The following is a 14,384-nucleotide window of genomic DNA, read 5'->3' on the forward strand; positions in this document are numbered from 1 at the left end:
GGATGGGGCCTTCTGATGTCCGTGGTCGACCGGCAGGAGTGGGACGTAGTCGTGGTCGGAGCCGGCGGCGCCGGCCTCAGGGCCGCCATCGAGGCCCGCGAGCGCGGCGCCCGTACGGCGGTGATCTGCAAGTCGCTGTTCGGCAAGGCGCACACGGTGATGGCCGAGGGCGGCATCGCGGCCGCGATGGGCAACGCCAACCCGCACGACAACTGGCAGGTGCACTTCCGCGACACCATGCGGGGCGGGAAGTTCCTCAACCAGTGGCGGATGGCCGAACTGCACGCGCGTGAGGCACCCGACCGGGTCTGGGAGCTGGAGACGTGGGGCGCCCTCTTCGACCGTACGAAGGACGGGCGCATCTCGCAGCGCAACTTCGGCGGCCACGAGTACCCGCGCCTCGCGCACGTCGGCGACCGTACGGGCCTCGAGCTCATCCGCACGCTCCAGCAGAAGATCGTGGCACTCCAGCAGGAGGACAAAAAGGAGACAGGGGACTACGAGTCCCGGCTGAAGGTCTTCCAGGAGTGCACCGTCACACGGGTGCTCAAGAGTGTGCCCGACAGCGGCTCCGCCGCGGGGGGCCGCGTGTCGGGAGTCTTCGGGTACGAACGCGAGTCCGGGCGCTTCTTCGTCCTGGAGGCGCCGGCCGTCGTGATCGCGACAGGCGGCATCGGCAAGTCCTTCAAGGTGACGTCGAACTCATGGGAGTACACCGGCGACGGACATGCGCTGGCCCTGCTCGCCGGGGCGCCGCTGCTGAACATGGAGTTCGTGCAGTTCCATCCGACGGGCATGGTCTGGCCGCCGTCGGTGAAGGGCATCCTCGTCACCGAGTCGGTGCGCGGCGACGGCGGAGTGCTCAGGAACTCCGACGGCAAGCGGTTCATGTTCGACTACATCCCCGATGTCTTCAAGGAGAAGTACGCGGAGTCGGAGGAGGAGGGCGACCGCTGGTACGAGGACCCGGACAACAACCGGCGTCCGCCCGAGCTGCTCCCCCGTGACGAGGTCGCGCGCGCCATCAACGCCGAGGTGAAGGCGGGCCGCGGTTCCCCGCACGGCGGTGTCTTCCTGGACGTGTCGACGCGCATGCCCGCCGAGGTCATCCGGCGCCGGCTGCCGTCGATGTACCACCAGTTCAAGGAGCTGGCGGACGTCGACATCACCGCCGAGGCGATGGAGGTCGGTCCGACCTGCCACTACGTGATGGGCGGCATCGCGGTCGACTCGGACACGGCCGCGGCCCGCGGGGTCACGGGCCTGTACGCGGCCGGTGAGGTGGCCGGCGGTATGCACGGCTCCAACCGGCTGGGCGGCAACTCGCTCTCCGACCTGCTGGTGTTCGGGCGGCGAGCCGGTCTGCACGCGGCCCAGTACGCGAGGGGTCTTGCCGAGCGACCCACGGTGGACGACGTCCAGGTGGACACGGCGGCGGCGGAGGCCCTGCGCCCGTTCTCGGCCGAGGGCCCGGTGCCCGGCGAGGACGTCGAGGAGCGGAGCCGCCCGCCGGAGAACCCGTACACCCTCCACCAGGAACTCCAGCAGACCATGAACGACCTGGTCGGCATCATCCGCCGCGAGGGGGAGATGCAGCTGGCGCTGAAGAAGCTGGCGGAGTTGCGGGTGCGGGCGCGCCGGGCCGGTGTCGAGGGGCACCGGCAGTTCAACCCCGGCTGGCACCTCGCCCTGGACCTGCGCAACATGCTGCTGGTCAGCGAGTGCGTGGCGCGAGCCGCCCTGGAGCGCACGGAGTCGCGCGGCGGCCACACCCGCGAGGACTTTCCGACGATGGACCGCACGTGGCGCCGCATCAACCTGCTGTGCCGGCTCACCGACCCCACGGGCGGGCTCGCGGCGACCGACCCGGTCCGCGGCCAGATCGCCCTGTCCCGGGAGACCACCGAACCCATCCGCTCCGACCTGCTCGCCCTCTTCGAGAAGGAGGAGCTGGTCAAGTACCTCGCCGAAGAGGAGCTGTACGAGTGAGCAGCTACGAGGCCCGCTTCAAGGTGTGGCGGGGCGATGTGCAGGGGGGCGGCCTTGAGGACTTCAAGGTCGAGGTCAACGACGGCGAGGTGGTGCTGGACATCATCCACCGCCTCCAGGCCACCCAGACGCCCGACCTCGCCGTGCGCTGGAACTGCAAGGCCGGCAAGTGCGGTTCGTGCTCGGCGGAGATCAACGGGCGGCCGCGGCTGATGTGCATGACGCGGATGTCGGTGTTCGACCGGGACGAGACGATCACGGTGACACCGCTGCGTGCCTTCCCGGTGATCCGCGACCTGGTGACGGACGTGGGGTTCAACTACCAGAAGGCGAGGGAGGTCCCCTCCTTCGTACCGCCCTCCGGCCTCGGCCCCGGCGAGTACCGCATGATGCAGGAGGACGTGGACCGCTCGCAGGAGTTCCGCAAGTGCATCGAGTGCTTCCTGTGCCAGGACACCTGCCATGTGGTGCGCGACCATGAGGAGAACAAGCAGGCTTTCGCGGGCCCGCGCTTCCTGATGCGGGTCGCGGAGCTGGACATGCACCCGCTGGACGCAGCTCAGGAGACGGGCCTGGACCGAAAGCGCACGGCCCAGGACGAACACGGCCTCGGCTACTGCAACATCACCAAGTGCTGCACGGAGGTGTGCCCCGAGGGCATCAAGATCACGGACAATGCACTGATCCCGCTGAAGGAACGGGCGATCGACCGCAAGTACGACCCACTGGTGTGGCTGGGATCGAAGATCAGGAGGCGTCCTTCAGGAGCGTGAGCGTCCGTCCGAGGTTGTACTCGGCGATCGCGCGCATCGGCCCCGGGTCCGGGAAGTCGCCCTCCAGGAGGCGCAGCGGGCCCGCCACGAGGGACAGGTGCATCGAGAGCCGGTACAGCCGCAGGCGGTCCTCGTCGAGGCCGTCGCCGCGCAGGGTGTCGTAGCGCGGGCCGAAGCGGAGCTCCAGGAACACGTGCTCCCATTCGGCGTCGAAGTACATCAGGCCCTCGATGTCGATCAGCGCCGGTCGGCCGTCCGTGTCCACCAGGATGTGGTCGGGGCCGAGTTCGCCGTGGACGAGGGAGTGGCGGGCTCGGGGGCGGACGGCTGCGGCGAGTGTGTTCACGCGGTCGTCGAGATGCCCGCGCACGGCGGCGAGAGGGGGCTCTCTGGACGCGGCCTCCTCGATGTCGCGCAGCGCCCGGTCCCGGACGACCGCCTCGCACGAGGTGCCGTGGGCGCTGCCGCCGGCGTCGACGACGGCCACCTTGCCGAAGCGGGGCGCCTCGTGGGCCTGCAGAGTCGTCAGGGCCGCGGCGAGCTCGTCCAGCGTGTGCGCCGCCGCACGCGGGTCGCGGTGCAGCAGTTCCTCCAGGCTGCCGCCGGGGAGATCCTCGACGACCGCCGCGTCCGCCGGAAGGTGGGTGTGGGTGGGGTCGGCGAGGAGGAGGCGAGGCGTGCGGACGCCGAGGGTCGTGAGACGATCGTGCGACGCCGTGAACAGGTCGAGGCCCGAGGCGTGCGAGAAGGGGTCGCGGCGGTCGGCGGCCGGCTCGTCCCAGTAGTCCTCGTCCGGTGACCAGACGTAGGCGATCGCGGTGGAGCCGTCGTCGAGGGCGAGGCGGTAGACGCCCTTCTTGCTGCCGCCGCGCAGGCGGGCGACGGTGTCCAGGCGGCGCGTGGGACCCAGTGCCGCGCGGACCAGGGGGGCAAGATGGTCGCGGCCGAGAGGTGTCCGGGGGCCCGTCATGCGGACGGCATACGGCCGACGCGCTGTCCGAGGAGCTGCAGCACCGCGCCGGAGAGGAACAGGACCATGCCACAGGCGTAGACGACGTCGATGGCGGTCGTGCCGCGCACGGTCGAGCCGTACTGGAACAGCGTCACGCCGGCACAGAAGAACAGGGCTCCGGAGCCCCAAAGCCGCGGCCGTGGGATGCGCCCCTGCTGCCATGGAAGGACCCAGCCGGTCGTGATGGCGAGGATGCCCGCGACGGCGTAGAGCACCAGGAGCACCGCCAGGGTGACCGTGACGAACTCGTGCATCGAACCCCCCGTTGTCTGTCGCCCCTGATCATGGCACCACCCGCGGTCGGCCGACCAGATCCACCCCCTGTGAATCGGCGGGAGGCCCGCCGTATCGGGTGCACCCCGCTCGCGGTGTCGCGTCAACGGCCATACGCTCCGAAATGTGACGCCGACCCACCGTCGACGCAGGCCGCGCCGGGCCGCCGCGGACCGTGCCGTGCGGAAGGTGCCTGTCGTGGGTGGGGTGGTGCTGGTGGTCGCGGTGGGGGTGGCCGGGGCCGCGCAGAACCAGACCTCCACCGGGGACCTGGTGCTGCCGCTGATCGCCGGGGTCGCCGCCGTGGCCGTGGCGGCGTACGCGGCGGTCCGCCGCAGACTGCGCACCGCGACGCGTACGACACCCGGCGGTGCCGCGCCCACGGTCGTACCACTGGACGAACTCGACCGCCGCGCCCGGCGTTCGCTCGTCGAGACCGACGACTGCGTGCGCACCAGCCGGGAGGAACTCGGCCATGCCGCCGCACAGTTCGGGCAGGAAGCGGTTCGGCTGCCCGCACAGGCTGTGGAGTTCGCGGCGGCGGAACTCGCCGAGGCTTTCCGGGTTCGGCAGCGGCTCGACGACGGAGAGGGCGCGGCGCGGCTGCTGTTGGAGGAGATCGTCGCGCGATGCGGGGCGGCCGGGAGGCGGCTGGACGCGGAGGCCGCGGGGTTCGACCAGATACGGGCGCTGGAGCGGACCGCACGGGAGGCGCTGGGGTATGCGGAGGCACGGTTCCGGGAGCTGGCGGCGCGGGTCGCGGATGCGGACGGTACGCTCGCCGGCCTGCGCGAGCGGTACGCCCTGTCCGCGTATCTGCCGGTGACGGGACGCGACGAACAGGCCAAGGACCGGCTGGTCTTCGCGACGACCTGTCTCAACGGGGCACGCCAGGCCCTGGACCGTGAGGAGACGGGGGACGCGGTGGTGCATCTGCGCGCGGCCGAGGCCGCCGTCGACCAGACGGCCTTGCTGCTGGACGGCATGGCCCGGCTCGCGTCGGACCTGGCCACCGCGACAGCGGAACTGCCCACCGCTCTGGCCGCCACGGAAACCGACCTCGCGGAGGCCCGCGAGCGACTGGGTGCCGAGACCGCCCGGGCGGATCTGGGGGGCCGCATCGCCTACGGGGAGTCGGTGGTGGCTGCGGTACGCGGGGAGATGGGCGGCGGAACCACCGGCGGTGAGCGGGGCGATCGGGGCAAGTACGACCCCGTCGGTGCGCTGCGTCGGACCGAACAGGTGGCGGCGGGTCTGGACCGGGCCTTGCGCCGCGTGCCGGACGGGGGGCGCGCCCTCGGGCGGCTTGAGCGGGCCCTTCTCATCGCCCACAGCACCGTCCGTGCCGCCTCGGACTATGTGACGACGCATCGCGGAGCTGTCGGCTGCGAGGCGAGGACACGCCTCGCGGAGGCGCAGCGGCGGCTGCGCGAGGCGGAGAACACGGACGCACCGCCTGTTCCGGCGCCCGCCGACGCTCTCGCCGACGCCCGCGAGGCCGACACGCTCGCCCGGCAGGCCGGGCAGCTCGCGGAGAGGGACGTACGGGCATACGGGACGCCGTACGGCGAGGGCATCTGGACGGGAGGCGCCGTACTCGGCGGCATCCTGCTCGACGCCCCTCACCGGCGAGGCGACCGCCCGGGCCACCCGGGCGACGGCGGCCCCGCGAGCTACGGCGGACCGGGCACGCGGGGGCGGAGAGACTGCGGTGAGCTGTTCCGGCCGACGCAGCCGGAGAGCCCGCCCCCAGAAGGCCCTGAAGCTCCCTAGAACAGGCTCGGCGACGCCTGCTGGTCGCCACCCACGGTGGGCGACGCCCTGCGCACCACGCTCACCGTGGCGAAGTCGCACTGCCTGCTGGGCTCCGAGGCGGCGCAGCGGTCGACCGACTGGCCCAGGTGCCCGCATCCACCCTGCGCGAATCCGGCCCGGAGTTCGACGAGTACGTCTACGGCTGGGTGGCGACCCTGCAGACCTTCTGGTTCGGGCGACGGACGACCTGGGACACCCTGGTCACCGCCATCGACGGCACGACCCCCGAGGAGCTGATGCTGAAGATCCTGTATCCGCCGCTCGCACTCTTCCACCGCTGTCTGCGCCGGGAGGCGGAGCAGTTCACCGCGGCCCTCGTCGACGCCCTCACCTGGCACAAGGAGACATTCCGCGGGCGCCCCTGCGGCGGTCCTGGGTGGGCGAGTAGGACACGTGACGGGCACGGGAGCGCGTTCACCGGTGGCCGGGGTCAAAACGGCTGCGGAGATCCCGTGCCGTGCCGCATCGACAGCGCGGGCGAGGTGAAGTACCTTTCCCGCGGCCGGTCCTGTTCACCGCAACACACGCGCTCAGAACAGGCTCAGCAACGCCTCCGCCGGATCCGTGAGCCCGGTCTCGCCGTCCGGCAGCGGGAGTTCGAACCACACCGTCTTCCCGCGCGGCGTGCGACGGGAGCCCCAGGCCGCGGAGAGCAGGCCGACCAGTTGCAGGCCGCGGCCCCCCTCGTCGGTGTCCCGGGCGCGGCGGCGGCGCGGCTGGACCAGTCCCGCGTCCCACACCTCGCAGACGAGCGTCCGGTCGAGCAGCAGCCGCAGTCTGATGTCGCCCTCGCCGTACCGCAGGGCGTTGGTGACCAGCTCGCTGACCAGCAGCTCCGTCGTGTCCACCAGCGGCTCCAGATCCCATGCGAGCAGCTGGCCGCGCGCGTACTCCCGGGCCCGCCCCACACTGCGCGGCTCACGCGGCAGTGTCCAGTCGCCGACGGACTCGGCCGGCAGCCCCTGCACACGCGCCATCAACAACGCGATGTCGTCCTCGCCGTGATGGCTGTCGAGGGTGTTCAGGACGTGGTCGCAGACGTCCTCCAGCGGGCGGGTGGGGTCCGTCAGCGCTCCCACGAAGGCCTGCAGCCCCTCGTCCAGCGGGTGGTCGCGGGATTCGACGAGGCCGTCCGTGTAGAGCGCGAGCAGCGCGCCCTCCGGCAGTTCGACCTCCACCTCCTCGAACGGCTCGCCGCCCACGCCCAGCGGCATACCCGGCGGCACGTCCAGCATCAGCGCGGGCTCCCCCGGTTCGACCAGCACCGGGGGCAGATGGCCCGCGTTGGCGAAGGTGCAGCGGCGCGTCACCGAGTCGTAGACCGCGTACACGCAGGTCGCGAGGTAGACCTCGGACAGGTCCGCCTCGCGCGGGCGGCGGGCGGCGCGGGTGGCCTGCTGGACACCACCGGGGGCGCCCAGACCGCGCGCGATCTCGTCCAGCTGCGCGAGGACTTCGGCCGGTTCGAGGTCGAGCTGCGCCAAGGTCCGTACCGCCGTGCGGAGTTCGCCCATGGCGACGGCGGCGCGCAGCCCGCGCCCCATGACGTCGCCGACGACCAACGCCGTACGGTGGCCGGGGAGTTCGATGACGTCGAACCAGTCGCCGCCGACCTCGCTCGGCCGACCGGTGGCCGCGTTGCCCGGCAGATAGCGGCAGGCGATGTCCAGGCCGGAGGCCTCCGGGTCGCCCGGAGGCAGCAGGGACCGCTGCAGTATCAACGCCCGTTCGTGCTCGCGGCGGTACAGGCGCGCGTTGTCGATGCAGACCGCGGCGCGCGCGGCGAGTTCCACCCCGAGCGCACGGTCGCGTTCCCCGAACGGCTCGCTGCCCTTCGTCCGGGAGAACTGGGCGAGGCCGACCACGGTGTCGTGCGCGACCATGGGGACGGCGAGCGTGGACTGGATCAGGCCGCCGTCCTCCGCGGGGATGTGCCGGGGGCGGGCGGTGCGCAGGGCGTCCGCGCAGGGCGAGTTGAAGGCGTAGTGATGGACGGCACCGACGTCGACGGGCTCGGGCCCGCCGACGAAGGGCACGTCCGAGACGGCACTGGAGAACGCGACGCGGCGCAGCTCGGCGCTGCCGTCGGCCAGGCCCGGCGGGGTCTCGTCGCCGACCAGGAGCCCCTGGTAGAGGTCGACGGTGGCGAGGTCGCAGAAGCCGGGGACGACCACGTCGAGGAGTTCGCGCGCCGTGGTCTCCAAGTCGAGGGAGTTGCCGATGCGGGCGCCGGCCTCGTTCAGGAGAGCGAGGTTGCGGCGGGCGGCGGCGGCCTCACGGGCGGCGGCACGGCGAGCGGTGATGTCGGTTCCAAGCCAGGCGATGCCGATGGGGCGGCCGCTGCCGCTGTGCACGCGGTAGAGGTTGACGGACCAGTGCTTGCGTTCGTCGGAGCCGGGGATGAAGCCCGTGACGTTCATGTCCGTGATCGACTCGCCGGTCTCCAGGACGCGCTGCAGCGTCGCGGCGACGCGCTCGGCCTCCGGGGACTGCAGATAGTCGTGGACGGAGTTGCCGCGGTGGTCGTCGGGTGTGCCGCCGAACGTGGACGCGAACCGCTGGTTGGCACGCCGTACCCGCAGCTCGGAGTCGATCAGCAGGAACCCGAAAGGAGATTGACCGAAAATCGACTGCGAGGCAGCGAGGTCGGTCTCGATGCTGCGGAGCGTGCGGACGTCCACGATGATGCACACGGCGGCCCGTTCGCCGTCCTCCGTCGTGGTGGGCATCACATAGACCTCGGCAAGCCCCTCGGTCCCGTACCCGTCGGGCGTCCGGAAGGGGATGACCCCGGTCCACTCCCGGCCGTCGAGGATCTCCGCCATCTTGCGCTGGCCGCGCTCGCGCAGCTGAGGGGTGATGAACGCCTCGATGGGGTCCATGCCGACGGCCCGCTCGGCGGGAATGCCGAAGAGGTGCTCGGCCCGCAGGCTCCACTGGTCGACGTGCCCGTCGGGGCCGATGGAGAACGAGGCGACCTTGATGTAGTCGTAGATGGAGCCGGGCGGACTGCTCTGCCACATGGTGCCGCTCGTCGTGTCACGCGGTGCGGCGGCCGCGGCGGAATCGACCGTGGCCTCACCCCTCGCGCCGTCCGACGGGTCCTCGGACTCCGTGGCCTTCGCTGGTATCTCGCTCACGCGAACCGTCCCCTCCAGCTCACCGCGTCCGGCACCGGTCACCGGGGGCGGCTGCCCGCAGTATCCAGCACTACGGCGCCGCACAACACGGTGTTCACGATCACAGCACGGTCCCGATGGCTTTAGGACCGGCCGCGCCATACTCCCAGTCTTCTAACCAGGTGGTGCCCCCTCGAACCCAAGACTTCCGTCCTGCTCCGTGGCCTGATCTCGTCGGTCCGCGTGCGCGTCCGGTCAGCCGCGCGCCGCACCAGAGGCTCCACCGTGGACCGTGGGCCGTGCTCAGCCGGGAACCGCGAGCTCGAACCAGACCGTCTTGCCGGAGTTCGCCGGCCGGGTGCCCCAGCGGCGCGAGGAGTGCGCGACCAACTGGAGTCCGCGGCCGTCCTCGTCGTCATGGTGGGCGGTGCGCTTGCGCGGCGGTTCGGGGAGCGGGTCGGAGACCTCGACGAGGAGACAGGGGGCAGCACCGCCGGTGTGTGTCAGACGCACTCCGATGGGTCCCGCGGCGTGCCGCAGCGCATTGGTCACCAGCTCGCTGACCAGCAACGCGGTGACGTCCCCGAGCTCGTCGAGCCCCCAGGTGCGCAGCTTGCCACGGACTACGGCGCGAGCTGTCCGTACCGCACTGGGGTCAGCAGGGAACGTCCACTCGGCGCTTTCGCCATGGCTGTCGAGCACGCCGATCACTTCCCAGGGCCCAGAAGCCCACCCTCATCCGGTTTCGTGGGGTTAATGGGCACATACCCGATATCACCAGCGCCTTACCGCGCACTAGGGCGCACTGTGGCACGAGCGGCGTATGGGGCGCCAGCCCCTGGAGCATCACACACCCCGGCAGCCTCAGCTCTTACTCGCCCGGAAACCGGTGTGCCAGGGTTCCCAGCACGGCTTTCGTGCACGTCGGAACCACGAATTCAGGCCTGCACACGTCGGAAGCCCGCACACAACAAGGCCACAGCTTTCACCGACTCCATGTATTCGGCGCGTTCGGCACGACTTCGCACACCACGCCCTGGGAGATGGTCAGCACCGCTTCCAGACGGTCAGGACCGCCTTGACCGCCGCCACGTCCTGGTCGAGCCAGTCCACGTCCCAGAGCTCGTCGGGGGTGAGCCAGCACAGCTCGTCGTGGTCCTCGAGGGGCTCGGGGGCACCTTCCAGGAGGCGCGCGGTCCAGACACGCAGGACGTATCCCGGCTTCAGGGGCCACTCCCCCGGTACGCGCTCCACGGGCTCCGCCGTGACGCCCAGTTCCTCGCGCAGCTCGCGCACCAGGGCGTGCTCGGGGGTCTCGCCGGGTTCGACCTTGCCGCCGGGCAGCTCCCAGCGTCCGGCGAGCTCGGCCGGCGCGCTGCGGCGGGCGGCAAGGAGGCGGCCGCCGGTCACCAGGGCGGCTCCCACCACCACGATGGGGCACGTCATGCGCCGGAGCCTACGGGAGCGCGCGAAGGATCACACACCTGAGGCCGGACCCCTCACTTCCCTCCGTTCTGCCCGATGCGCTCGACCCAGTAGAGCTGTTTGTGGCCGCGGTCGTCGAGGCTGTCCACGATCTTCTGCGCCTCGGCGCGGGTCGCGTACCTGCCCACGCGGTAGCGGTTGCCGTTGTCGTCCTGCCGTACGACGAGCCAGGGGAGAGTGACTGTGCTGTCGTTCATCGCGCCCCTCCACTTCCCGTCCCCGGCTCTCGCCCCGCCCCGCCCCGCCCACCAAGGAAACCGCACTGAGCATATGCCCGAGCCTACGCCTTACCTTTACGCAGCGAACACGGCTTTTCACAAAGAGGTACGCAACCAGCCATGCCGGGAGGGGCGCACGCCGTCGGACGCGCCGTCCAGTACGCCCCCGCTGCACCCGAAGCGGCGGGGAGCGCACGCGGATGGCCACCGGGAGAACGGCCGGATTGCAACCGCGGCGGAGCTCATGCCGCCTGGCGGACGAAATGTCCGATTCGGTGAGGGTCGGGGGAACTTGGGGAGCGGTGGTACGCCGCTATTTCACCGGCAGGTGGTACGCCACCCGGTAACGGTCCGCCGGCACCACGACGTCCGCCGTCTCCACCGGGCGACCCGAGGCGTAGTACGTCCGCTGGATGACCAGCACCACATGACCGGGGACACCGCCCAGCGCCAGCAGTTCCTCCGCGAGGCCGGGGCGGGCGCCGACCTCCTCCGTGACGTTGTCCACGATCACGTCGATGGCCGCCATGCGTTCGACGACGCCCATGCCACCGAGCGGCCCCTCCTCGGGCAGCATCACAGGGGTGCGGCCGGTCACGGCGAGCGGCTCCCACGACGTGGAGAGCATCATCGCCTCGCCCGCGTCGCGGAACACGTACTTCGTGCACATCACGCGGGCGCCCGGCGGGATGGCGAGCCGCTCGGCGATGGCTCCGCTCGCCTCCGTCTGCCGGCTGTGCGACTCCCAGGTGCCCCGCGCCGAGGCGTCCGCCTGCTCCTGGCGGAACGGGGTGGCGCCGGTCTGCGGCCGGAACCCGGAGCGGGCCACCCGGCGCGGCACCGGCCGCTCCCGGACGTAGGTGCCCGACCCGGAGCGGCCCTCGACGAGCCCCTCGGCCATCAGCACCTTGCGCGCCTCCAGGGCGACCGTGTCCGAGACGCCGTACTCCTCGCGGATGCGGGCCTGGGACGGGAGGCGGGTGTGCGGTGGCAGCAGACCGTCGACGATCTTCTTGCGGAGATCACCCGCAACACGCAGATACGCCGGCTGCTCACCGAAAGTCACTGGCCGCTCCCATCAGTTTGTACAGACAGCAACAGCCTGGCAACCGTGGGTTGTGCTATGCAAGCACGGGCCAAGGAATCACTCGATGTGATGACTCGGCTCGGCCGAGGGCTTCACGCAGGCAGTTTCTCCCCGCTGTAGCCGCCGTCACACCTGCTTTCCGCCGTCCGTACCCCCGCCGCCGTCCCCGCTGTCGCCCGTGTCGCGCGACGGGGGAGTCGTGGCAAGGCCCAGAGCCTCGCGGGCGGTGACCGCCGCGCGACCTTCCAGAAGTGCGCTGCCCCGGTCGTAGTGGGTGTAGAAGGTGTCGGCGTCGGCCGCGTCCGCGGCCTTCCGCCATTCCTCGCGGGCCTGGTCCAGGGCCCTTGCCTGGCCGGCGACGGGCTGCCCCGCTCCGCCCTGCCACGTGTGGGCGCGCAGCTGTCGGGTCTGGTCGGCCAGCGCCGCGACGACCCGCGCCGCCCACTTCTTGTGGCCCGGCAGGTCGTCCTCGACGTACTCGGCATCAGGCGCGGTGTCCAGCGCCCCGTACAGGACGCCGTCCGCCCGCAGATAGGCGACCTGGTCGCCGGAGAGGGTCGTGGCGTCGCGGCGGAGGACGCCGGTGAGGGTGGCCTTCTCGTCGGTGTTGCCGAACATGCAGGTGACCTCGCGGTCGCCGTAGGCCCAGCTCTCGCGGGTGGGGGTGAAGTAGTAGACGTCGACGTCGTCGGGGATCGCCCAGGAGTCCATGGCGTACGCCGACTGGAGCGCGTAGCACTTGTCGTCGGCCTTCTTGCCGATCGTGGCGTCGCCGGGGTAACCGCCTTCCGGCAGCGTGAAGTTGGCGAAGACCTCGGCCTGGTGTTCGCCGGAGCAGGGCACCTTGTCGACGTCGTAGGCTTCGCCCTCGAGGGAATCTCCCGGTGTGTTGAAGCACTCCCCCTTCTTCACGGAGAAGGTCACACCGTTGCCGCGCGCGTCACGCGCCCCGTCCTTGAAACCTTCCCAGAACTCGTGCGCGCCGCCTGTGGCGAAGGCGAGGACCAACAGCGCGAGCCCGATCGAGGACATCACGATGCCGCCGATCGCAAGGCCCCGGCCGCGCTCACCGCGCCGCTTGATCTGCGCGAGCGCGATCAGACCGAGGACCAGCCCGACGCCGGGCAGGAAGCACAGAATGCCGAGCACGAGCGCGGTGACCGCAAGCCCGTTGACCGGAGCCGGGCGGTTGTACGGGGAGTACCCCTGTCCCCATGGCTGGTAGGGAAACCCGTTGCCGTACGGCTGCTGATGGGGACCCTGCGCGTAGGGACCCCCGGGCTGCTGGGGCCCGGGGGGCGGGGGTATGGACACGGGTACCGTGGCTCCTCGTCCGGAGTGCGCAGAACTGATGTACGAGGCGCATGGTAGGGGCGGCGGATGTGGGGGCGGAATGCGAGGTGCTCGATGAACCCGGGCACAGGGCAGACGCCACGCGCAAAACCAAAAATATTTCCACTAACCGGACAACTACCCTGCTCGTATGACACCTTTGCCGGACTGTTACTGCCCGGTGGACGGCACGCGCGTCTCCGCCGGGTCGCTCGCCTGGTGCTGCCCCGTCTGTCGCGGCCCACTGGACCTGGACTTCGCGCCGACCCCCGCTCCGCTCAAGTCCCTCGGTGGACGGGTGAACTCACTGTGGCGGTACGCGGAGACGCTGCCGCTGGCGGCCCCCTCGATCAGCCTCGGAGAGGGCCGTACGCCGGTCGTGGAGCTGACGGACGGCATCTCGGCCAAGCTGGACTTCCTGATGCCGACACTGTCCTTCAAGGACCGGGGCGCGGTGCTGCTGGCCGAGCTGGCGCTGCGGTTGCGGCCGCGGCAGGTGGTCGCCGACAGCAGCGGCAACGCGGGCACGGCGATCGCCGCGTACTGCGCCCGCGCCGCACTGCCGTGCACGGTGTACGTCCCCGAGGGAACCTCGCCCAAGAAGCTGGAGCAGATCGGGGCGCACGGGGCACGGGTGCATGTGGTCGACGGCGACCGCGAGGCGGCGGCGCGGGCGGCACGCGAGGCGGCGGACGCCCCGGAGGTGTTCTACGCGTCGCACGTCTTCAACCCGTACTTCCTGCACGGCACGAAGACGTACGCCCACGAACTGTGGGAGGACCTCGGCGGCCGGCTCCCGGACGTACTCGTCCTGCCCGTCGGCAACGGCACGCTGCTGCTCGGCACGGCCCTGGCCGTCGCCGAGCTGTACACGACAGGGCTGATCGAGCGCCGCCCGGCGCTGTACGCCGTGCAGGCGGCGGCGGTCGCGCCGCTGGCGCGCGCGTGGGAGGAGAGCGCCGACGACCTGGCGGACGCCACCAACACTGCCCCCACGTTCGCCGAGGGCATCGCGATCCCCAGGCCGCCCCGGGCCCGCCAGATCCTGCGCGCGGTCCGCGAGTCGGGCGGCAGGTTCCTCACCGTGACGGAGGATCAGATCCGCCACGCCCAACGGGACCTCGCCTCCCGGGGCCTGTACGTGGAGTCGACCGGGGTGGTGAGCTGGGCGGCGGTACGCGAGGGGGTGCTGGGGGAACGCAGCGCGGTGGTACCGCTGTGCGGTGCCGGCCTGAAGACGGGGCTGGCCGGCGGCGGACCGTCCGGCGCCTGAGGCCGGCG

The 14,384-nt window shown here is 71.3% G+C and carries 12 protein-coding genes and 1 pseudogene; 5 read left to right on the top strand and 8 right to left on the bottom strand.

Translation table 11 applies throughout. From position 1 onward, the window contains the following. The first annotated feature begins 15 nt into the window (after positions 1 to 15). Both ACZ3TS_RS04185 and ACZ3TS_RS04190 read left to right on the top strand, forming a co-directional pair. Positions 16 to 1,989 (top strand): fumarate reductase/succinate dehydrogenase flavoprotein subunit, encoded by a 1,974-nt coding sequence (locus tag ACZ3TS_RS04185; protein ID WP_467613526.1) that lies wholly within the window; start codon positions 16 to 18, stop codon positions 1,987 to 1,989. After that, positions 1,986 to 2,762 (top strand): succinate dehydrogenase/fumarate reductase iron-sulfur subunit, encoded by a 777-nt coding sequence (locus ACZ3TS_RS04190; RefSeq protein WP_467613527.1) that lies wholly within the window; start codon positions 1,986 to 1,988, stop codon positions 2,760 to 2,762. Before ACZ3TS_RS04185 ends, ACZ3TS_RS04190 begins: the two co-directional genes overlap by 4 nt. On the opposite strand, the gene ACZ3TS_RS04195 is transcribed toward ACZ3TS_RS04190, so the two are convergent. Together ACZ3TS_RS04195 and ACZ3TS_RS04200 are read right to left on the bottom strand one after the other, a co-directional pair. Then, a complete protein-coding gene (locus ACZ3TS_RS04195; RefSeq protein WP_467613528.1) occupies positions 2,737 to 3,732 on the bottom strand; it encodes a phosphotransferase family protein in 996 nt (331 codons plus the stop codon). The two genes, ACZ3TS_RS04190 and ACZ3TS_RS04195, sit on opposite strands and share 26 nt — an antisense overlap. After that, the gene (locus ACZ3TS_RS04200) at positions 3,729 to 4,028 is read right to left on the bottom strand and encodes a hypothetical protein (protein WP_467613529.1); all 300 of its coding nucleotides are present in this window, start codon (positions 4,026 to 4,028) and stop codon (positions 3,729 to 3,731) included. Before ACZ3TS_RS04200 ends, ACZ3TS_RS04195 begins: the two co-directional genes overlap by 4 nt. A 217-nt stretch (positions 4,029 to 4,245) precedes the next feature. Here ACZ3TS_RS04200 and ACZ3TS_RS04205 point away from each other — a divergent pair, with 217 nt between their 5' ends. Both ACZ3TS_RS04205 and ACZ3TS_RS04210 read left to right on the top strand, forming a co-directional pair. After that, entirely contained in the window at positions 4,246 to 5,820 is a 1,575-nt protein-coding gene (locus ACZ3TS_RS04205) for a TPM domain-containing protein (protein WP_467613530.1), read from the top strand. Positions 5,821 to 5,900: 80 nt separating this feature from the next. Then, positions 5,901 to 6,200, top strand: a pseudogene (locus ACZ3TS_RS04210) (immunity 49 family protein); the annotation flags it as partial. Between the two features lie 192 nt (positions 6,201 to 6,392). On the opposite strand, the gene ACZ3TS_RS04215 reads toward ACZ3TS_RS04210, so the two are convergent. From ACZ3TS_RS04215 to ACZ3TS_RS04240, 6 genes are all read right to left on the bottom strand, one after another. Continuing rightward, positions 6,393 to 9,002, bottom strand: a complete 2,610-nt coding sequence (locus ACZ3TS_RS04215; RefSeq protein ID WP_467613531.1) for a SpoIIE family protein phosphatase — start codon at positions 9,000 to 9,002, stop codon at positions 6,393 to 6,395. Positions 9,003 to 9,284: 282 nt separating this feature from the next. After that, positions 9,285 to 9,692: an ATP-binding protein gene (locus tag ACZ3TS_RS04220; RefSeq protein WP_467613532.1), complete on the bottom strand. Its 408-nt coding sequence runs from the start codon at positions 9,690 to 9,692 to the stop codon at positions 9,285 to 9,287. A 336-nt stretch (positions 9,693 to 10,028) separates the two neighbouring features. Then, positions 10,029 to 10,427: a (deoxy)nucleoside triphosphate pyrophosphohydrolase gene (locus tag ACZ3TS_RS04225; protein WP_467613533.1), complete on the bottom strand. Its 399-nt coding sequence runs from the start codon at positions 10,425 to 10,427 to the stop codon at positions 10,029 to 10,031. Positions 10,428 to 10,480: 53 nt separating this feature from the next. Continuing rightward, the gene (locus tag ACZ3TS_RS04230) at positions 10,481 to 10,663 is read right to left on the bottom strand and encodes an SPOR domain-containing protein (RefSeq protein ID WP_467613534.1); all 183 of its coding nucleotides are present in this window, start codon (positions 10,661 to 10,663) and stop codon (positions 10,481 to 10,483) included. Between the two features lie 334 nt (positions 10,664 to 10,997). Beyond that, positions 10,998 to 11,750 carry a GntR family transcriptional regulator gene (locus ACZ3TS_RS04235; RefSeq protein ID WP_467613535.1) on the bottom strand — a complete coding sequence of 251 codons (753 nt, stop codon included), beginning with the start codon at positions 11,748 to 11,750 and terminating at the stop codon, positions 10,998 to 11,000. A 147-nt stretch (positions 11,751 to 11,897) separates the two neighbouring features. After that, positions 11,898 to 13,085, bottom strand: coding sequence for a DUF4190 domain-containing protein (locus tag ACZ3TS_RS04240; RefSeq protein WP_467613536.1), 1,188 nt, complete (start codon positions 13,083 to 13,085; stop codon positions 11,898 to 11,900). A gap of 169 nt (positions 13,086 to 13,254) precedes the next feature. Between ACZ3TS_RS04240 and ACZ3TS_RS04245 the strand changes: the two genes are divergently transcribed. After that, positions 13,255 to 14,376 carry a pyridoxal-phosphate dependent enzyme gene (locus tag ACZ3TS_RS04245; protein ID WP_467613537.1) on the top strand — a complete coding sequence of 374 codons (1,122 nt, stop codon included), beginning with the start codon at positions 13,255 to 13,257 and terminating at the stop codon, positions 14,374 to 14,376. Positions 14,377 to 14,384: the final 8 nt, after the last annotated feature.

It is taken from the genome of Streptomyces sp. NPDC022910 (assembly GCF_055561075.1).

What these genes read in the sequence shown, in the direction of transcription:
- ACZ3TS_RS04225 (WP_467613533.1), bottom strand. Translation starts at nt 10,427, where the DNA reads ATGACGTGCCCCATCGTGGTGGTGGGAGCCGCCCTGGTGACCGGCGGC.
- ACZ3TS_RS04185 (WP_467613526.1), top strand. Translation starts at nt 16, where the DNA reads ATGTCCGTGGTCGACCGGCAGGAGTGGGACGTAGTCGTGGTCGGAGCC.
- ACZ3TS_RS04200 (WP_467613529.1), bottom strand. Translation starts at nt 4,028, where the DNA reads ATGCACGAGTTCGTCACGGTCACCCTGGCGGTGCTCCTGGTGCTCTAC.
- ACZ3TS_RS04230 (WP_467613534.1), bottom strand. Translation starts at nt 10,663, where the DNA reads ATGAACGACAGCACAGTCACTCTCCCCTGGCTCGTCGTACGGCAGGAC.
- ACZ3TS_RS04245 (WP_467613537.1), top strand. Translation starts at nt 13,255, where the DNA reads ATGACACCTTTGCCGGACTGTTACTGCCCGGTGGACGGCACGCGCGTC.
- ACZ3TS_RS04195 (WP_467613528.1), bottom strand. Translation starts at nt 3,732, where the DNA reads ATGACGGGCCCCCGGACACCTCTCGGCCGCGACCATCTTGCCCCCCTG.